Here is a 20,561-nt window from a genome sequence, read left to right on the forward strand (position 1 = left end):
CTTATGAAAAAAGCGAAAATATTATTGGCTAGTTTAGTAGGATCCATTATTGAGTGGTATGACTTTTACTTGTATGGAACAGCAACAGGATTAGTTTTCTCCACTCTCTTCTTCCCGAACCATGATCCTGCCGTTTCCATCTTGATTGCCTTTGCAACCTTTGGAGCTGGTTATGCGGCTAGACCAATCGGAAGTATTATATTTGGGCATATGGGAGATCGAATTGGAAGAAAGGCATCCTTGATGCTGACGCTCATCGGGATGGGTGGAAGCTCGTTTTTAATTGGGCTTTTGCCTACTTACGCCCAAATTGGTATCGTTGCCCCTGCTTTATTAGTTTTATTGCGATTAATGCAAGGGATTGCGCTTGGCGGTGAATGGGGAGGAGCCGTTCTGTTAGCAACTGAATCGGCCAATAAAGGAATCCGTGGATTTTTCGGCTCCGTGCCACAATTAGGGGTGCCGATTGGATTAGTATTAGGTACATTCAGTTTCACATTGATTAGTGCTTTAACGACAGAAGCGCAATTTATGGCTTGGGGATGGCGACTTCCCTTCTTATTTAGTATCGTGCTGATTGTGATCGCCGTTTGGATTCGAAGCGGCATCGAAGAAACACCGGAGTTCCAAAGGAAAAAAGACCAAGGAGAGCTTGCGAAAATTCCGGTTGTGGAAGTTTTTAAATACAATTCAAAAGATATTTTCCGCCTAATTGGCTTAAAGCTCGGTGATGGCTTCTTCAACGTATTTTTAATGTCCTTTATATTGGTCTACGCGACAACGTATCTAGATTACTCTCGCGACACGGCACTTTTAGGCTTAACCCTTAGCTGTGCAACGATGATACTCACGATTCCGATTATGGGCTATCTTTCGGACTTTATCGGTCGTAAAATCATCTACACAGGTGGCCTGATTGCCATGATCGTCCTGGCAATCCCGTATTTTATGGCAGTACCGGTAAGTACGGGTTGGTTCTTCACGATGCAGGTCGTTTTACTGGGCGTTGTCTGGGGCGCAATCTTTGCGACGCAAGGGACATTATTCTCAGAACTATTCCCTGCAAAAGTTCGCTATACGGGTCTCTCTCTCGGCTACCAAATTGCCGCAGCCATCGTAGGATTCGGTCCAATGATTTGGACAGCAATGGGCGCGAGTTACGGTGCTTCCCCTCTAGTATTTGGCGGCTTTATGATTGTCAGCCTTGTGATTTCCCTGGTGCTGATTCTCTTCGCACCAGATACACGTATCGTTACGCAATATGAGGATTTAGATGAAGAGCAGATTACAAGTTTGAATAGTGAGGCGGAACAGGAGAAAGCTGTTAATCTTACGTAAGCGAGAGTAAATAATGTAAAGGCAAGTATCTTCCTTTAGAGAGCAGTAAAGGCAGCTATGGCAAGAGCATTGAATCACTTAAAAGTTGTGTCCTTCATCTCGTTGATGGAGGGCATTTTTTTTGATTTATTGGAGGTGGTGTTTCCTCTGATAATGAAGTTTCAGGTACGCGTCGGGAAAAGGGTTGGAAACATGAATTTGAAAGAGTCGGTGAATTGATACGAACTGATGCTTACAAAAGTATTAAGAATTCTTTAAGACCTACCCCTTATCGCAGGTGCACGCAATCGATTTAGGGTATGATGACGTCCAGTGCCATGATTTCGAAAAAGGCAACTCCTACGATTTGCCTTCCACCCCTGATATATAATCATATATCAACAAAAAAAAGATTGTCTTAGCGAGTAGCAGACAATCCCTTTGCATTTGTTTTTTCTACTAATGGTTTCAAATGTGTTGCCAGTTCGCTGACTAATTCTTTCACCGTAATTTGCTCATTTTCATTGCCGCGCTGTATCGCATACTCCAAAATTTGTTTAAACTCTTCCTGAATATCCATTCTCTCCACAGACACTACCTCCTAAGCAATTCATACCTATCTATGCAAATATCTTCCCACAAAAAATAGATTGCAAACATTAAAATAATATAAAATATCATTACATATATTTAAGAACTGTTTTGTTTATGTATCAAGCGTTGAAAAGTTTGTGTGCCGGGCACGCACCACTCCTCGTTTTGCTACCGTTTGAAGCAGTTCCTCTCTTAAATCGTCGTAATACCTATCCCTTTGCTGCTACCTTCTAAAGCAGTTTCCCTTTTGTATCGTCGCAATACCTATTACTTTTCCACCTTTCCGTTCGATGCCGTTTGCCCCTTAAATGGGCACCCTCAAATCCGAAACAATCATTTCGAAGTTGTATGTGTGCCAGGCACCAGATTGGTCCAAGCTTTGTAGCCTTTTCCGTTCAAGTGAATGCCATCCAGGGTATATTCTTTTTTCAATTGTCCGTTTTCATCAATGAAATACGGAAACAGGTCCAGGAAATGTACATTGAGTTCTTTCGCTGTTTGTTTCAGCGCTGCGTTAAATAGTATGACTTGGTCATTCGTTACTTTATTCCCATAGATCGAGTTGTTTACCGGGAGGATGGATTGAATATAGATTTCCGAATCGCTATGTGCAAGAGAATCAATAATTTTCCGGATATTACTGATATAAACAGCTTGCTCCACTTTTGTTCTTATATCATTTACCCCGATCAGCAAGTACACTTCCTTGGCATTCCTGCCTACCACTTCATTAATCCGATTCAACACCCCTGCGGAAGTATCTTTGCTGATTCCCCGGTTCAATACTACTTGATTCGGGAAAAACTCGTGAAATTCCCCATGATCCGTAATGCTGTCGCCAACAAAGATTTTGTCTACATGGGTAGTTTCCGTCGATTCGAAAATATCCTTCTTCTGCAAGTAGTAGCTTGTGTATTTTGGGGAAACTTCACCCCCATCAATTTCCCTTTTCAAGAAGCCAGTCCCCCCTCTTTTGGATAGAACAAACAAACCGATAAGTACCAAACTTAAAACCATTGACACCATGAATAATTTCTTTCTTTTTTCCATAAGCATTTCCCTCACTTTCTAGGCTGTTTTCAATTTGTTCGAGGGTTTCCACATGAATTGCATATTTGCTATTCTACAATTATGTTCCCCAAACTTTCACTATAAAAACTGATTTAATTATCGAATTCGATTGTCCGCTTAAAGTTCGATTTATACAATCCATGATTGTCCTCAACTAATTTAAAATATTCTGTAAATTTTAAAAGTTTACTAGTCTTAGTGTCCAATGTTATGTCATAATAACAAGAACTAAATATTTTTAAATAGAGGAGGGATTGTTTTGTCGAATATCAAAACAGCAATCGTCGTCGGCGGAGGAATCGGAGGGCTCGTTACAGCTTTAAGACTTCAACGCGTTGGCGTGTTAGTGAAAGTGTTTGAAAGCGTGGAAACCATTAAGGCGCTGGGGGTTGGCATCAATTTATTGCCCCATTCCGTGAAGGTGCTGACAGAGCTCGGTTTAACGGAAAAGCTTGAAAAAATTGGCTTGCCAACAGCAGAACTCATGTACGTCAATAAATTCGGAAAGAAAATTTGGCAGGAAGATCGCGGAATAAACGCCGGCTATCGTTGGCCGCAATATTCGATTCACCGCGGCGAGCTGCAAATGCTGCTGCTGAATGCCGTAAAAGAGCAACTGGGTGAAGAAGCCGTGTTCACGGGGCACCACTTAACAGGCTTTGAAAATGAAGCTGCAGGCGTCGTGGCGCATTTTGAAAATAAAAAAACAGGCGAACATGTTGGTTCCTACCGCGCGGATATCCTGGTTGCAGCAGACGGCATTCATTCGGTCGTGCGCAAGCATTTCTATCCAAACGAAGGTCTGTCAAAATACAGCGGACGCATTTTATGGCGCGGCATCACCGAAGCTGATCCGTATTTAACTGGACGATCCATGATCATGGCAGGATTCCAAGATCAAAAATTCGTCGCTTACCCAATCAGTCCGGAGCTGGCAAAAGAAGGCCGTTCCCTTGTGAACTGGATTGCCGAACTTGCCATAGACGAAATGCCGGACCGTGCGGATTGGAACAAGGAAATTGATAAGGAAAGGTTTGCGCCTGCCTTTAAAAACTGGGACTTTGGCTGGTTAAACGTTCCAAAAATCATTGAGGAAGCAAAAGCAGTCTATGAATTCCCGATGGTGGACCGCGACCCGCTGCCGCAATGGACGTTTGGCCGTGTGACATTATTAGGCGATGCAGCACATCCGATGTATCCGATTGGTTCAAATGGTGCGTCACAGGCGATTTTGGATGCCGATGCCCTTGGACAAGTCATTGAAGAACACCTAGACGCAGAAACTGCCTTGAAAGAATACGAGACAAGACGACGTGAAGCTACCGCAAACATTGTTCTGATGAATCGTCAAAATGGACCGGAGCAAGTGATGCAGATTGTCGAAGAGCGCGCACCAGGCGGTTTTGACAAACTGGACGACGTCGTTTCCTACGAAGAGCTTGCGGAAATTGCCAATAAATATAAGCAAGTAGCCGGTTTCGACCGCGAAACCTTAAACAACAAGGCAGGTAGTTCAGTATGATTGAACACATTGTATTGATTAAATTTTCGCCCGCCACAACCTTGAAGCAAATACAGGAACTGATCGACAGAACGCTCCAGCTCAAAGAAAAAATCCCGGGTGTACTCGATATCCAGCAAGGCATCAATTTCTCCGAGCGGAGCAAAGGCTATGATGTCGGGTTAACGGCACGTTTTGAAAATCGTGCGGCGCTGGAAAACTATCTTCCCCATCCCGAGCACCAGAAAATCCTTTCTTTCTTACAGGATATTGGTATTGAGGATTCAATTATCGTGGATTTTGAGATTTAATATTTTTTTACCCATTCACTTTATCGCGTAGGCGCGTTGAAGCTTTTATGCACTAAAGTATCAATACTGTTAGGGGTGTCCAAAAATGAATGTTGTTCATGTTAACAAAATAATCGATCATAGTCGCTTTCGTTTTTCCCATCTTTCCTTAATTTTTTGGTGTTTTTTCATCATCTTGATGGATGGCTATGATGTCGTCATCTACGGTTCGGTTGTACCTGCCTTGATGGAGGAATGGTCAATCACGACGGTGCAAGCCGGCGCTATCGGAAGCTATACAGCCGCCGGAACTGCAATCGGCGCCGTCCTTTTTGGCTTATTGGCCGATAAAATCGGACGAAAGAAAGTCATCCTAATCTGTACAATCATGTTCAGTCTATTTACCGCGCTATCGACATTTGCCGGTGGCCCGATATTGTTCACAATCATGCGCGTGATTGCAGGGCTTGGGCTTGGCGGGGTAATGCCAAATGTCATTGCCCTTTCGACCGAATACGCGCCAAAGAAAATCAGAGGTGCGATTGTATCGTTCATTTTCTGTGGCTATTCCATCGGCGCGATTGCCGCTGCCATGTTCAGTAAATCGATTTTGCCCGAACTGGGCTGGAAACCGGTATTCTGGATTGCCGCGCTTCCTCTCTTATTTCTTCCTTTTCTGATGAAACAGCTTCCAGAATCGGTAAGCTACCTATTATCTAAAGGAAAAGACGAAGAAGTACGAAAAATCATGAACCGTTTAACACCAGAAGAGCCAATTGCTGCGAATGCGGTCTTTGCGAAACCAGCAGATAAAGCAAAAGGTTCGCCATTGGTCATGCTGTTTAAAAACAAGCTGGCCCTCAGCACCATCATGTTCTGGATTTCTTGCTTCTCTTGCTTTGTGCTCATCTATGCAATGAACGTCTGGCTGCCGAAGCTGATGATTGAAGCAGGTTACAGCCTGGGGAACAGTCTCTTGTTTGTCGTTGCATTAAATGTCGGCGCGATTGTCGGAACGATCATTTTTGGTCGATTGACGGATCACTGGGGCTTCAAAAAAATCATGGTTCCGCTGTACTTCCTGGGCGCCATTGCCCTGTCCGCCATCGGGTTGACAGACAACACGATGATTGCGTACCTATTAATCGGCATGATTGGCGCGGCATCCATCGGTGTCCAAAATATTAGCAATGCGTTTGTATCCCAGTATTACCGTCCGGAAGTTCGTTCAACCGGTGTAGGAGCGGCCATGGCATTCGGGCGCGTCGGCGGGATATTTGCACCGACGTTTGTGGGGATTCTTTTGACGATGAATTTGTCCGCACAGATGAATTTTACACTTATAGGCTTGGCGGCACTTCTTGGAGGGATTGCCATCATTTTTGTTCAGGAAAAGCATGCCTATTACCGCCAAGAAGAATCTACAGAAGAAGAAACGCCTGTTCAAACACAAATTGCCGAGCTCAAGGATTCGCCTTTGATTTAATAATATAAAATGACAAGCCCCACCTGGATTTTTTCAGGCGGGGCTTGAATATTTCACGAGTATTTCTATGATTTAACTTCTATATTTTTTATATAGGTTTCAGCATCTTTGAGTAATTGTTTAAACAAGTTACGATTATTCATATTGATATTTTCGCTTTTCCTAGCTTTCTTTAAAGAAAAGTCTTCATGAATTATAATACATCTTAAATCAGCTAGCAGTTTTGTATTATTTTCAAAACTCACACGATGACTTAACTTATCTTCCAAATCCAGGATGATATTCACATCCGGCGTCTGCCCATAGGCATTATCATAAAAAGTATGATAAATATCTTTTAATAGCTGCTCAATGATGGCGTAAAGCTCGACGGTCAAAGACGCATATTTTCTGTCTTTGCGTACTTTATATAATCCTTTTAATTCAGCATCGTTTAAGAGCTCTCCCCAATTGTATGAATCAGGTTCCTGAGAAGTTTTTTTAACAATTTGTTTGTACTCTATTTCAATCAAACGAAGATTCGCAAATGCATGATCCTTTAACTTTTTAACTTTCTCTTTTCTTCCCAAATCAAACACTCCTTCTATCCCACAGTTTTACTTGTCGTCTCAGATTCTCCTAGATTTTCTAGTTGAACCCCCCTGTTGCACCAGTTATTCATTGGGCAAGAAAGTCACCACTGACAAGTAGTAACTCTTTTCCTTACTTTGATGATTTTAAAACCTTATGGAATCTATTAGATACGATTAACAACACCTCTCATATTTGCTGTATTTTTTTGCCTTACAAAGTTGTTTATCAACAAAGAGAAATGGGTAGAACCAAGGGAGTGGTTTACCCACTTTTGATGAATTGAAAAAGGACCAGCCCCCGTACTTCTCAGGAAGTAAATCTACGAAGAAAGTAGGTCATAAAATGATAGAATTCCGTAACGTGAAAAAACACTATCGCTCTGGAAACCAAGATATCGAGATCTTAAGAGGTGTGAATTTACATGTCGAAAAGGGAGAATACATAGCCATTATGGGGAAATCGGGATCTGGTAAAAGCACGATTCTCAATTTACTTGGCGCCCTCGATTCATTCAACACTGGAGAATACGAGCTTGCAGGAAAATTGGTACATAAGATGAAAGCCGGTCGCCGAACAGCTCTACGAAATCACGAAATCGGCTTTGTCTTTCAACAGTTTCACTTAATCCCCAATCTTTCGGTGTACCAAAATGTTCGACTCCCCCTAACGTATAGCAGTAAACGTTTGAGCAAAAAGAAATCGCGTGTTGATAAACTTTTGGATGAAGTGGGTCTTTTACATAAAAAACGGGCTAAACCCGCACAATTGTCTGGCGGTGAAAAGCAGCGTGTTGCCATTGCGAGGGCATTAGTAAATGAACCTAGTATCATATTGGCGGACGAGCCGACAGGGAGTCTGGACGAAGCCACTACGGAAACCATCCTGAGTTTGTTTGACCGGTTGCATGATTCAGGTGTCACGATTGTGATGATTACACATGACATCGAAGTAGCAAATCGAGCCGAGCGCATTATCCATTTGCAGAATGGGGTCCTTGTATGAAATTAATATCCGGATTCAAAATGGCACTCTTCGGATTATGGTCCAATCGTACTCGCGTCTTATCTTCCACGATTGGCGTTATCATCGGAATGTTTGCCGTAATCGTGCTTTCTGCAATCGCTATTGGTGTGAAAGATTCATTAATGAAACAAATGGGGAACCTTGGGGCAGAACAGATTTTGGTCATGCCAGGTCGGGCGCTGGATACAGCTAACGGTCAAAAAGATTTACTAAGCGGGCTAACAAGCATTCCAAGTACGCTAACGTATGAGGATGCAAAAGCGGTTGAAGACGTACCGAATGTAAAAGAGGTCATTCCGGAACTAGAGACCATTAACGTAATTCAGCATGACGATAAAAAAGTGCAATCTGCTTTAATTGGCACTTCGCATCACTACAATCGAGTGCAACATGCAAAACTAGCAGAAGGCCGCTTTTTCACACAAGAAGAACAAGAGTCCAAAGCCAAAGTAATCGTTCTCGGCAGCAATATTTCTAATGCCCTGCTTGGCAAACAAGAGATTCCTGAAGAAAATGTGGAATCCATCAGCGAAAATCAGCAATCCATTTGGAAGAAACTATTGAACTTCCTAACAGGAGATGCGGTGGCAGCAGAAGAACCATCTCTATTAGGGAAAACCGTAACCATTCAGGATACACCCTATGAGGTAGTCGGCATACTTGCCCCAAATGCTACACTTGGAACCAGTACAGATAACAATGTGATGATCCCAATTGAAACAGCACTGGAAACAACCAATATGAAAAATCTAACGAAAATGATTGTGGAAGCTTCCTCCATGGAGGTCGTCGATGAAGTAGATGCGACCGTTTTTAGTGCGATTAAAGAAAACCATTCGGAAATTGATTTTAGTGTCGTGAAGCAGGATCAAATGCTGGGTGCCCTCGGAAAAGTGACATCCATTTTGCAGGTCATGTTAGTCGGCATTACGGTCATCGCCCTGTTAATTAGCGGTACCGGCATTATGAACGTGATGGTTATGTCCGTGAGGGAAAGAACAAGAGAAATTGGCATTCGAAAAGCATTAGGCGCCACAACCTTTGAAATCATGATTCAGTTTTTCTTCGAAACTCTGCTTCTATGCTTTATCGGCGGGGTAATCGGAATTGGTCTAGGCTATGCATTTATTGAAATTTGGAACAACAATATTGACCTATTTGCTTTAGTCCTCCCAGTTTGGGCCGTGAAACTTGCTCTTTACACGACGTTGGCAAGTGGTTGTTTATTCGGGATTTATCCTGCATTAAAAGCTGCTCTAATGAATCCGAGTAAGGCGCTGAGGTTTGAATGAGGGTTGTTATTAAGGAATTCGAGATTTATAAGACTAATAGCCTTTGATAAGACGAAAGTATGGAACTTTGTACTACTTATTAATTAAGTGCAAAAAGAGTTCCTCGTCGGTATCTTACCGAGTTATATTTTTGACTCTATATCTATGAAAGAATTTATCAAATTAGCAATACATTTGGTTATTTAATATTATTTAACTTTATTTAAAAGAAATATGAGTTTGTTTAAGCCTAAAACAATTGAACCACTATAATTGGATAAACAAAATGGCAAAATGAGTCCGGTGCAATACCGGACTTTCTTTAAAAAGTCTGCCCCAATAAATTCTGTGTTTAACTCTATAAGCTGACTTCAAAACGAGTATTCCTTTGTTAAATTTTTGATATTTTTATAAGGTAAATCTATTACACAATATAGAATGAATATGAATTAAATGTATTTTTGACTTTTATGATTTTCAATTGTTTTCCGAAGATATGGCGATACAGAAAGTATAGCCAAGAAAGTGAAAAGTACTCTATTTCCGTTTATATCTCCACTAACTAATGAATTGAAAAAATAATATAAATAGCAACTAAATAGTACCAATTGGACTATATCAATCTCTTTTTGCTTTTTCCGGTATACAATTAAGCCTCTATATACAACAAGCAAAAAAAGGAGACAAATGATCATAAACCCTATTAAGCCCTGTTCCGATAAAAACTCCAAAAAAATATTGTGCGGGTAATCAGAATACTCGAGTCCATGATACAGTATTCCAAAGCTTCCGATTCCACCTCCAAAGATCGGATAATCCCTCCAAATCTCAAAAGCGGTTAAAAACCTGTCCATCCTAGCTTCTGTAGAATCACCACCATCATTTGAAAATAGCACTTGAAACCTATAAAGAATCGAATTAAAATACCCATCTTTACCCAAAAAAGTAAGTATTAGTGTAAGTAAAGGGGCTAAAATCAAGGCGAACTTTAATTCTTTTCTGTATAATATTTTACCTCCTACAATCCTAAAGGATGAAACAACGAAGTAAATTAAAACAATAGTAAAGGCTATTAGAGGCATTCTACTTCCTGTACCTAGTAAAGAAAAGGAAACAATGATACTAGCAATTAAGTAGAATAATTGTTTTAATTTAGATTTCGCTCTAAATAAACCAAAAATTAAAAGCACAATTAACCCTATTCCGTTTATTCTAGCTAAACCTTGATAATTTCCACCGTTGAAACCTACAAATCCAAGTTCTGAACCCTTTTGAAAAATGATGGGTAACGAAATAATGGAAAGAATAAAAGACAAAATTCCTATAGTCGACAAAAATCTAATCAAACTCTCCTTGTCCCTTATTAAGATAAAGGGAAATAAAAAAGAAGGTACAGTTAAAACTAAAAATTTTACAATTTTTTCATCAGCATAAAGCGTACTTAATGTGAACAAATAACTAATAATGATAACACATAATAGAAAACTGAATAAGACTAAAGGCGTGATAGAATATCTGCTAACTGTGGGATTTTTTACAAATCGAAATACCACTGAAAAAAATGTTAAGATAAAAAATACTATGGCAATATCTATCTGCAAATTCAAACTTTCTTTAAATGCGCCTGAGAATAAAAATAAAACAAACCAAACTTCCCCGCTAATGAGAGGTTTAAATATATTCATAAGTATTAAACTCCTGTTTTTTGTTACAAGAACCATTTCATAAAATTATTAAATAAAAGATTTTCTATATCTTAGTAAGCTTGTTTAAATTTATATCATTTAATTATCTAATGGTAAGGGATAGCAAATAATTTTTTGTTACAGTTCAACGAAGGAAATTAGTTAAAATAGCCTCCTTGTGTGGTTAATCCTCTTTCCTTTAATTTTAAATCTCCCATATTAGTTTAGTTAGCGGCGTTAAACAGTTGTCTGCCTTGAACGAAATTCCACTCAACATTCGGAAACTTTATTAGAGCAGTTTCTCCTTTCTAGCACAAAAGATAATATAGGGGCTTGTTTAAAATTTATAAGCATTAAACAACTAACACTTTTTTCATGATCTCTATTTGAGTTTTTTAAGTCCCCAATATATACTTCTTTACCATCCTACTTACTAGTTCAATATCCTCATCTGCTAAGTAAGGGTGCATTGGTAGGGATAAAACAATATTACATAGCTCATTCGTTACTTCATAATCACTTTCGTCGAAGTCTAAATCCTTAAATGCTTCTTGATCATGCATTGGCTTGACATAATAAATCATACTTGGAATTCCATTTTCTCTAAGAAATGCCTGCAAACCATCTCTTTGTTCTTTATTTTCCAATTTTAATGTGTATTGCGCAAAACTTGAATAAAACCCATCTGGAATAATTGGAGTCGTCACAACTCCATTCAATTTTTCATTATAAATTCTATAAACTCTATTAACATCTTCAACTTCATGTTCAGTAAATGCTTTTAATTTTACTTTTAATACCGATGCTTGAACAGTATCTAATCTAGAATTCACGCCAACTCGAACATTGTCGTACTTATTTTCGCCTTTTCCATGTACTTTTAGAGAGTTTAATAATTTGGCTAGTTCATCATCATTTGTAAAAATTGCTCCTCCATCACCATAACAACCTAATGGCTTTGCTGGGAAGAATGAAGTGGTAGCAGCATCTCCGAAACTACACGCCTTTTTACCGTTGATACTCCCACCAAACCCTTGTGCACCATCTTCTAAAACTAAAAGGTTATATTTGTCTGCGATTTTTTCTATTTCAATATAATTTGCGGGTAACCCGAAGAGATCCACAGGAATAACTACCTTTGGTGTTAATTTTCCTTCCTCGATTGTCTTTTGAATTGCATTTTCTAATTTAACAACATCAATATTAAATGTATCTCGATCAACATCTACAAAGACTGGTGTTGCCCCTCTGAAAGAAACAACCTCACCCGTTGAAAAGAAAGTAAAATCAGGAACAAAAACTGCATCTCCTTTGCCAATCCCCCACGCCATTAAAACTAATGACAGCGCCTCTGTCCCATTTGCACAAGTAATGCAATGTTTTACGCCTACATATTCAGCTAATTGTTTTTCTAATTCTGAAACTACTTTACCACCAACGAATTGAGCGTTCGATATTACATTTTGAATTGCTGAATCAATTTCTAGTTTATATTTTTCATATTGTAATTTTAAATCTCTAAATTCCATTTTTTACACGTCCTATTTAATTAATATTGGTTTGACCTTTTGAATAATTAAATCTATTACTCGCTGTTGTTGTTCTTCTCTCATTTTTGTATCAGAAGGCAAACAAATACCTGTAGCAAATAATCGTTCACTTACTATATCTTTTTCTTCATGAGGGAAGAATTTAAAGCCTGCAAATAGTGGTTGCATATGAAGGGGCTTCCAAACAGGACGAGCTTCAATGTTTGCTTCACCCAATAAATCAATCAATTCATAAGGCGTAATTATTATTTTTATAGGATCTAATGTCATTGTTGACAACCAACGATTTGAAAAGGTACCATCTAATTCTGGCATCATGTCGATTCCATCGATATTTGAAAATGCATCAGCATATTTCTGAAAAATAGTGCGCTTTTGAGATACTCTTTCGTCTAAGATTTTTAATTGACCACGGCCAATACCTGCAACAATATTACTCATTCGATAATTGTAACCAACAACACTATGTTGATAATGTTTGGCTGCATCACGAGCTTGGGTAGCCAAAAAGCGGGACTTTTCAATTAACTTTACATCCTCGGATACAAGCATACCCCCACCAGAAGTAGTAATAATTTTGTTACCATTGAAAGAATAAATACCAAACTTCCCAAATGTCCCACTTTTCTTCCCTTTGTAGGTTGAACCTAAAGACTCTGCTGCATCCTCAACAACTGGAACACCATATGAATTACAAATTTTTAATAATTCTTCCATCCGGGCACTTTGACCATATAAGTTTACGATGATCACTGCTTTTGGAAGTTGCCGACTTGCTTCTGCATCTTTAAAAGCAAGTTCCAAAGCTTTAGGGGACATATTCCAAGTACTTTCTTCCGAATCTATGAAAATAGGTTTAGCCCCTAGATACAAAATGGGATTGGCACTAGCTATAAATGTTAAAGTAGAACAAAATACAGTATCACCTGCGCGAACGCCTAATAAATCCAAAGCGAGATGAATTGCCGCAGTACCTGAACTTGTTGCAGAACCGGCTTTAGCTCCTACATAGGATGCAAGTTCTTCTTCAAACCCATTTACATTTGCTCCGAGTGGCGCAATCCAATTAGTATCAAATGCTTCTTGAATATACCTTTGTTCCTGTCCACCCATATGAGGAGAGGACAAGAGAATTCGTTCCACCATATTAAGCCTTCTTTCACAATTTTTATTGTAATTCATGAAATTTAATCGGTTTAGCTGGTATACCAACAGCGGTGCAATAAGATGGTAAATTATCGATAACAACGGATCCTGCTCCGACAATTGTCCATTTCATTATTTCTTTCAATGGAATGACCGTACTCCCAGCTCCTAAGTGAACCCCTTCTTCAACCTTTACACCACCAGTAATTGTACAGTTTGGGGAAAAATGAACAAAGTCATCGATAATACAATCGTGCTCAACTACTGTATTTGTATTAACTATACAGTGATCGCCAATTTGGGTATCTGCATTAACTACAACGCCTGGCATAACGACAGTCCCTACACCTATTTTTGCTGTATTGCTAATAAGTGTGTTGTTATGTAGTATGGACGCGTAGCTATCGTCAGGTAAAGCGAGCCTATTCACAATTCTCTTTCGAATTTCATTATCTCCAATTGAGATCACTAATTTTCTATCATTCTTCTTGATTAATTCATAAACTAATTCATCAATAGGTCCCTTAAGTACTTCATTTTCAAAATAGATACCTTGATACTTATCATCAAGGATGGCAACAATCTTATATCCATTCGATTCCACACATTCTCGAATTACCTTGGCATGTCCACTATCACCTATTAAAATGATTTCCACTAATTTCACTACCTTTAAATTTTTCAATTGTCGCTTGACCTTGTTGATTAATACCTTCCGATTTAAATACTTTCTTTAACGTTAAGAGTAAAATTTTCAGATCAAGACATAAAGACTGGTTTTCCACGTACCATACATCGTATTCAAATTTTTCCTCCCATGAAATAGCATTACGTCCATTCACTTGGGCCCAACCAGTAATACCTGGGCGAACTTCATGTCGCCGAGCTTGACGATGATTATATAGTGGCAAGTACTCAACTAATAGTGGTCGCGGTCCGACAAAACTCATATCACCCTTAAAGACATTCCACAATTGAGGAAGTTCATCTAGACTTAATTTACGTAACAGGTGACCAAATTTAGTTAAGCGGATAGTGTCGGGTAGTAGCACACCGTGTTCATCACGTTCATCCGTCATTGTGCGAAATTTATATACTTGAAAAACTTTACCATTCAAGCCAGGACGAGGTTGTTTGAAAATTATGGGAGAGCCTAATTTTCTTTTAACTAGAACTAATATAATGGAAAATACAGGAATCAAAATTACTAAAGCAATAAAACTAATAAACAAATCTATTAACCTTTTCATTTATAACTTCACCAATTCATTTTCAAGTTTTATAGCTAATTTTTCCCATGAGTGATTCTGTTCAACATAGTTTAACCCTTTATATCCCATAGACTTCAACTCGGATATTTCTGTTTCTTTCAAGAATTTTACAATGCCATATTGAAAATTCTCTTTTATTACACTTCCACCTCCAGAATATTCAATTGCTGTGCCTTCTAAATTACATAACAGTAGAACTGGTAAGGATGAACCCATGTAATCAAACATTTTATTAGGACTAATACCCCATTTAAAAACAGGTGACTCGACTAATGGCAATAATCCGATATCACATTTTCTGAGAATAGTAGGGATAAAATCTTTTTTCACTGGATTTAACATAGTAACATTTTTTATATTCTCATCTTCAACTCTTTTTAATAGCCTTTCTTTCTCAGGTCCATTACCTATTAAAATAAAATGTACATCATTAGTTTCTAAGTTTTTAAGAGCTTTAGCAGAATCTAAAATAATATCTAGATTATTTGCCAAACCGTGTGCACCAGTATAAATTGCGATTTTTTTATTTTTTAATATCTTAAAGACAGCGGCTATATCAGAAGGCAATTCTTTTGTATTTTCAGAACGTCTAAAATCGTATCCATTGGGAAGATATAAAATTTTATTCTTTGTTACCCCTTTAGATTCAACATATCCTACCGCCTTATCGAATAAAACAATAATTAAATCAGCCTTTTTAAATAAAAATTTTTCAATTCTAGCTAATACTTTGATAATAGGATTGGCGTTTGACATTTTACCTAAGTCAATTAAAGTTTGAGGCCATAAATCACGTTCTTCAAAAACAAATTTACACTTTAAATCTCTCGCTACCATATAACCTGCAAAAGCAGCTAATGGATGAACCAAAGAACCAATGACAACATCAGGTTTTTCATCTAATTTTTTAGATACTCTTAAAACAGATTTTGTATAAGATAACATATTTAAAACTCTCTTATAATCATTTCTACTATATGTAAAAGTCTTAACCCAAACAAAGTTAACACCTTCACTTATTTCTTTTAAAAAATAGGTACCTTCTTCATAACTTTTTTCTTCTTTTAATAATTGATGGTTAAATGATGAAGCAAAAATAGTTACATTGTGTCCTCTTTTAACTAATTGCCGTGCTAAGTCATAATGACGTGTTCCCCCACTTGAATTCGGACCCGTTGCATAATGATTAAATATCCATATATCCATATGTTCACCTATTGATTCCTCAACAATTGATTTTCTGGAACTTTCATAAATTCCTTTGCTGGGTGACCCAATACAAGTGATTCGTTGTCAACATTTTTTGAAACTAGACTTCCAGCAGCTACAGTACCATCTTCATATATTACTTTTCCAGGTAAAATAGTAGAATTTGCTCCAATTCGACCGCCATTTTTAACTGTTACACCCTTAAACTTATCGAATCTTTCCTTACTTCTAGCCATATAATTATCATTAGTTGTTACAACACATGGGGCTATAAATACATAATCCCCAATTTCAGAATAGGCTGTAATATAGCAATTTGTTTCAAGTTTGCATCGTTTTCCTACAGTACAATCATTTTCTACGGCTACACCACGACCTATAATTGTTTTTTCGCCAATAGTTACCCTTTCACGAACGGTTGCTAAATCTGCAATAAATACATCATCAGCTATTTCAGCATTCGCATAAATTATTGCTGAAGTACCAATTGTTACTCCATTTCCGATAACTGTTGGCGGAAGAGCTTTAATATCAGGTAGAATGGATGCTTTTGCTCGGATGGGTTGTTTACCAATGACTGCATTGTCTTGGATAATTACATTATTTCCTATTATTGTACCTGGATAAATTACAACATTATTGCCAATTTGAACATTTTCACCCAGGGTTACACTTACATCAATAACAACGTTTTGTCCATTTAATAACATTTAGAAAAACCTCCTTTTGTATCTTAGGCAAAACTAAATTTTTTGCATCAAAAGATTTGTAATTTTATGTGCCGCGTCACCATTACCGTAAATGCTATCTATTGGTTGACCATTTTGAACCTCTCTCAAAACCTGAGATAAATCAGTTTTAAGAGGATTAATTAACTTATTCCAACCAAATTCGATAGTTTCAACCCATTCAGTTTGATCTCTAAGGGTAATACAAGGAACTTTCATAAAATAAGCCTCTTTTTGGACCCCACCAGAATCTGTAATTATCGCCTTCGCATGTTTTTCTAAAAATAACATCTCTAAATAAGAGACAGGTTCCACTACTTTGATATTTTTTGCCTGTTCAACAATATCCTGCAATCCAAACTGTTCAATTTTATGTTTTGTTCGTGGATGTAGAGGTAAATAAACTACCTGATCCAAATTTATCAGTGATTTAAATATAGCTTCTAACTTTTCCTTGGAATCTGTATTTTCTGCACGATGAATTGTACCTAAAAAATACTTTTTCGATGTTAGATTAAAGTCAGTAATCTTATATTGTTGTTCAGCTAATCCCATATTATATAAAACTGCATCATACATAACATCACCAACCAAAAAAACTCCATTTGTGATACCTTCATTTTTTAAATTCTGGACAGCTAATTCCGTAGGAGTAAATAACAAATTGGAAATATGGTCAGTCATAATACGATTAATCTCTTCAGGCATAAGTTTATTAAAACTTCTTAAGCCTGCCTCAATATGAATTAATGGTATATGTAGCTTACTGGCAACAATTGCCCCTGCTAAAGTTGAGTTTGTATCACCAAAAACTAAAATTGCATCTGGCTGTTCTTTTTCCACTACCTCCTCAACAGCGATCAGCATCTTTCCTGTCTGACGGCCATGGGTATCTGATCCAATTTTCAAATTATAATCAGGCTTTGGAATCTTTAATTCTTCAAAAAACACTCCTGCCATCTTATAATCATAATGTTGACCTGTATTTAAAAGTACTTCATGAAATGATTGACGTAGTACTCTTGATACTGCTGCAATCTTTACAAGTTGTGGTCTTGTTCCGGCAATAGTTAGAATTTTTTTCATGGTATATAACTCCTTAATTTTACATATTACCTTGTTGTTCTTTTTGGATTTAGGGTAAGACAATTTTTTAAGCTTAACTCTGCAAAAAGTAGAGGTAAAGACAACAGTGAAAAAATGTTTGTAAAATTTCCTAAGTGAATGTTCGTAGTCATCATGAAAATCAACCAAACTATTAATATTAATTGATAATGATTTCTACAAAAATCTCTCAAATGATTTGTATAATTGAACTAACTTTAAACTTTCCTTTTCCCAGTTGTATTCTTGTTCTACCGCATACCGACCATTTTCACCCATAGTTTTTGCCTTTTGTTCATCATTTAATAATTCGTGTACTGCTTCAGCAATTTGAGTTGGATTCAATGGATTTACTAAAACACCGCAATTTGCTTTCTTTATTATTTGACGCCATAGTGGGAAATCCGAAGCTATTACAGGTATCCCTGCTGCCATATATTCAAACATTTTCACTGGAAGTGCATCTAAATAGTTAATAATGGGGTGTAACGTAACTAAACCAATTTTACTTAAACTTAAAACCTCCTTTACATCTTTTCTATCTAACACACCCTTATACTCTACATAAGACCAATTCGTATGATTTAGTAATTCCTCAGATATTTTTTGGTCAATCGGTCCAGCCAAATGTAATTTTAAATCTCTTTTTTGATTAACATTACCCAGCATTTCAATAATTTCAAAAGCTCCTCTTACTTTAGTTATACCTCCAACATAACAAACAGCATCTATTTTATCAGAATTTTTAAAACTGAATTCCATTTCTTTTAAGGATGGAAAATTGTTGATACTATAAGTTTCTTTATTATAATTTTTAAAGCGTTTTTCAATATGCATCGTGGCTGTTATGATTGCATCAAACTTCTGAGAGGCTTTACTTTCATATCGTTCGAACAATTTAGCAATAGAAGTTCTTAAAAATTTAGGAATCCAACTCTTGCTAAGAATTTGACGTGGTACATCTTCGTGCACATCATAAACGACTATTTTGCCTTTTTTCTTAAGCTTTGAACCAACGGGTATTAATTCCGGATCATGAAAATGATAAATATCCGCATTTATTTCAAGCGCCTTTTTATAAACAACATCCGTTGTTTGCGTCATGCGTTTGAGTCTATTACCTTCGATTTTATCTACGCCCACTATATGTACCCCATTAATAATTTCATTAGGTGCATTGGGAGCAATCAAAGTTACTTTAAAACCGTTTTCCGCTAAAGTACAACATTCTTTTACATATATTCTTGTATCAGTATGTGGATGGACGGATGTCAAGTGACATACTTTCATTTTAGTCTCCTTTAAATATTTAACTATTTAGTTAATCAAAACTACTAATCATTAAATATAAATACTATTTTTCTTTAAGGCATTCCCAGTAAAAATACTTATTTATACTAGGACGATAATATAAACCAGAGCATTAACACAGTCACTATGTTTAACTTTTTCATTTTCTCTCCTTAGTTAGCATCAAATCAACTATTCCACAATGCTTGGCTCCTTTTCCCATCCCTTCTCAAAGCAAACAATATCATTGCAAGATAAATTAAGTAGATACATATTTCAGTAATTGCAAAGGCTTTAATATACGTCATAAATCCTGCCGGCAAGAAAATTAAAGTAACTGTTAAGCTTGTGACAAGATACATGAATTGCCACACACCGCCAAGAGTAATATTTTCAGGTTTTAGAAAAACCACGCTTAATGGAGATACAATAAATCGAATTAGAAAAGGAAAAACAAGAATTTTAGAATATTCCCCTACAACTCTCCATTCCTCACCAAAAACAATGGCAAAAATCGATTCCCCCCACAAAATAATAATAGTTGCTACAAATATAGACACTAAAGTCAATCCTGCTAAAATAACAATGGTAAGTTTTATATTTTTTCTATAGTCTTGTTCTTCGGTTATTTGCTTTAAATATACTTGTGATATAGAAGCTGATATAAAACTTAATGGTTGTAAAATTGTGCGTCTAGCTAAGTCAAAAAAGCCAACAGAACTTTGATCTACAAATCTGTTCATTATTAGAACAGGCGACTCGGTTGCGAATTTATTCATTGCAGCAGTTGCAGTCGAAATCAATGGGAATTTTTTATATTTTTTGAGAGTATCCTGATATTCTAACTTTGTAAATTTCATCCTAAAATTTCCTCTAACAGTTTCTTTCCGCAGTCTTACTAATGGAAAAATAAAGCTAGCAACCATCCCTATAATTAGACCTAGTACTCCAGTTTTGCTAAAGCCAAGAATGATTTGAATGATTACCATACTTAAGTTTTTATCTATCTTACTTTTAGAAATTACTTTATAATAACCTTTGCTATTAGCCATATAAGTTAGTAACTGCAAGATCCCAAATAACATTACAAATAACGGAATAAAAATAAGTATTAAATTATAATTTATTCCCTTAAACATAGCCTTAAACAAATCTGCAAATACAATTAACAAAAAGCATACTAGTAGAGTAATAAGTGCTGTTACTATTACACTTAAATTTCTAAGTATCAACTTTTCCTTTTTATTTTTCGCAGACATTATCCCGACATCTAGACGTAAATTAGCAAAAATGGCAAAAAATGAGGCTAATGAAGTAAATACAGCAACTACTCCCAATTCAGCTGGAGTATATATTCTTGTTAATATTGGCGACATGGCAATTGGAATTAACTGAGAAATAACTGTACCTGTCATCAAGATTGAAATATTCTTAAAAATCATTTTGAAATCC

19 protein-coding genes are annotated in these 20,561 nt (G+C 37.0%); 6 read left to right on the forward strand and 13 right to left on the reverse strand.

From position 1 onward, the window contains the following. Positions 1-3 precede the first annotated feature (3 nt). Entirely contained in the window at positions 4-1,338 is a 1,335-nt protein-coding gene (locus ACFQU5_RS04950) for an MFS transporter (protein ID WP_390285352.1), read from the forward strand. A 397-nt stretch (positions 1,339-1,735) separates the two neighbouring features. On the opposite strand, the gene ACFQU5_RS04955 is transcribed toward ACFQU5_RS04950, so the two are convergent. Together ACFQU5_RS04955 and ACFQU5_RS04960 are read right to left on the reverse strand one after the other, a co-directional pair. After that, entirely contained in the window at positions 1,736-1,897 is a 162-nt protein-coding gene (locus ACFQU5_RS04955; RefSeq protein ID WP_486395121.1) for a YwzD family small protein, read from the reverse strand. A gap of 347 nt (positions 1,898-2,244) precedes the next feature. Next, complete coding sequence (locus ACFQU5_RS04960; RefSeq protein WP_390285356.1) at positions 2,245-2,961, reverse strand: GDSL-type esterase/lipase family protein; 717 nt, start codon at positions 2,959-2,961, stop codon at positions 2,245-2,247. A gap of 280 nt (positions 2,962-3,241) precedes the next feature. On the opposite strand from ACFQU5_RS04960, the gene ACFQU5_RS04965 reads away from it, so the two are divergent. The 3 genes from ACFQU5_RS04965 to ACFQU5_RS04975 all read left to right on the forward strand — a co-directional run bounded on the left by ACFQU5_RS04965 (position 3,242) and on the right by ACFQU5_RS04975 (position 6,259). Continuing rightward, positions 3,242-4,504 (forward strand): flavin-dependent oxidoreductase, encoded by a 1,263-nt coding sequence (locus ACFQU5_RS04965; protein ID WP_390285358.1) that lies wholly within the window; start codon positions 3,242-3,244, stop codon positions 4,502-4,504. Further along, the gene (locus ACFQU5_RS04970; protein WP_390285360.1) at positions 4,501-4,794 is read left to right on the forward strand and encodes a Dabb family protein; all 294 of its coding nucleotides are present in this window, start codon (positions 4,501-4,503) and stop codon (positions 4,792-4,794) included. Before ACFQU5_RS04965 ends, ACFQU5_RS04970 begins: the two co-directional genes overlap by 4 nt. 85 nt (positions 4,795-4,879) lie before the next feature. After that, entirely contained in the window at positions 4,880-6,259 is a 1,380-nt protein-coding gene (locus ACFQU5_RS04975; RefSeq protein WP_390285362.1) for an MFS transporter, read from the forward strand. Positions 6,260-6,324: 65 nt separating this feature from the next. Here the strand turns inward: ACFQU5_RS04975 and ACFQU5_RS04980 are convergent, their stop codons facing one another. Further along, positions 6,325-6,828, reverse strand: coding sequence for a nucleoside-diphosphate sugar epimerase (locus ACFQU5_RS04980; protein ID WP_390285364.1), 504 nt, complete (start codon positions 6,826-6,828; stop codon positions 6,325-6,327). 346 nt (positions 6,829-7,174) lie between these two features. On the opposite strand from ACFQU5_RS04980, the gene ACFQU5_RS04985 reads away from it, so the two are divergent. After that, positions 7,175-7,834 (forward strand): ABC transporter ATP-binding protein, encoded by a 660-nt coding sequence (locus ACFQU5_RS04985; protein WP_390285366.1) that lies wholly within the window; start codon positions 7,175-7,177, stop codon positions 7,832-7,834. Beyond that, positions 7,831-9,147 (forward strand): ABC transporter permease, encoded by a 1,317-nt coding sequence (locus ACFQU5_RS04990; protein WP_390285368.1) that lies wholly within the window; start codon positions 7,831-7,833, stop codon positions 9,145-9,147. Before ACFQU5_RS04985 ends, ACFQU5_RS04990 begins: the two co-directional genes overlap by 4 nt. A gap of 428 nt (positions 9,148-9,575) precedes the next feature. Here the strand turns inward: ACFQU5_RS04990 and ACFQU5_RS04995 are convergent, their stop codons facing one another. The 10 genes from ACFQU5_RS04995 to ACFQU5_RS05040 all read right to left on the reverse strand — a co-directional run bounded on the left by ACFQU5_RS04995 (position 9,576) and on the right by ACFQU5_RS05040 (position 20,551). Then, positions 9,576-10,811 (reverse strand): O-antigen ligase family protein, encoded by a 1,236-nt coding sequence (locus tag ACFQU5_RS04995; RefSeq protein WP_390285370.1) that lies wholly within the window; start codon positions 10,809-10,811, stop codon positions 9,576-9,578. 395 nt (positions 10,812-11,206) lie between these two features. After that, positions 11,207-12,340 carry a DegT/DnrJ/EryC1/StrS family aminotransferase gene (locus ACFQU5_RS05000; RefSeq protein ID WP_390285372.1) on the reverse strand — a complete coding sequence of 378 codons (1,134 nt, stop codon included), beginning with the start codon at positions 12,338-12,340 and terminating at the stop codon, positions 11,207-11,209. 12 nt (positions 12,341-12,352) lie between these two features. Further along, on the reverse strand, positions 12,353-13,507 hold the full coding sequence (locus ACFQU5_RS05005) for a DegT/DnrJ/EryC1/StrS family aminotransferase (RefSeq protein WP_390285374.1): 1,155 nt from the start codon (positions 13,505-13,507) through the stop codon (positions 12,353-12,355). A gap of 22 nt (positions 13,508-13,529) precedes the next feature. Next, positions 13,530-14,165 carry an acetyltransferase gene (locus tag ACFQU5_RS05010; RefSeq protein WP_390285376.1) on the reverse strand — a complete coding sequence of 212 codons (636 nt, stop codon included), beginning with the start codon at positions 14,163-14,165 and terminating at the stop codon, positions 13,530-13,532. Then, a complete protein-coding gene (locus tag ACFQU5_RS05015) occupies positions 14,143-14,757 on the reverse strand; it encodes a sugar transferase (RefSeq protein ID WP_390285378.1) in 615 nt (204 codons plus the stop codon). Before ACFQU5_RS05015 ends, ACFQU5_RS05010 begins: the two co-directional genes overlap by 23 nt. Next, positions 14,758-15,984 (reverse strand): glycosyltransferase family 4 protein, encoded by a 1,227-nt coding sequence (locus ACFQU5_RS05020; RefSeq protein ID WP_390285380.1) that lies wholly within the window; start codon positions 15,982-15,984, stop codon positions 14,758-14,760. Positions 15,985-15,992: 8 nt separating this feature from the next. Beyond that, entirely contained in the window at positions 15,993-16,697 is a 705-nt protein-coding gene (locus tag ACFQU5_RS05025; RefSeq protein ID WP_390285382.1) for an acyltransferase, read from the reverse strand. A gap of 33 nt (positions 16,698-16,730) precedes the next feature. After that, positions 16,731-17,801 (reverse strand): non-hydrolyzing UDP-N-acetylglucosamine 2-epimerase, encoded by a 1,071-nt coding sequence (wecB, locus tag ACFQU5_RS05030; RefSeq protein WP_390285384.1) that lies wholly within the window; start codon positions 17,799-17,801, stop codon positions 16,731-16,733. Positions 17,802-17,996: 195 nt separating this feature from the next. Further along, entirely contained in the window at positions 17,997-19,109 is a 1,113-nt protein-coding gene (locus ACFQU5_RS05035) for a glycosyltransferase family 4 protein (protein WP_390285386.1), read from the reverse strand. A 188-nt stretch (positions 19,110-19,297) separates the two neighbouring features. Further along, positions 19,298-20,551 carry a lipopolysaccharide biosynthesis protein gene (locus ACFQU5_RS05040; RefSeq protein WP_390285388.1) on the reverse strand — a complete coding sequence of 418 codons (1,254 nt, stop codon included), beginning with the start codon at positions 20,549-20,551 and terminating at the stop codon, positions 19,298-19,300. Positions 20,552-20,561 lie beyond the last annotated feature (10 nt).

Source organism: Ureibacillus sp. GCM10028918 (assembly GCF_042666115.1).
Classification (GTDB): Bacteria; Bacillota; Bacilli; order Bacillales_A; family Planococcaceae; genus Ureibacillus.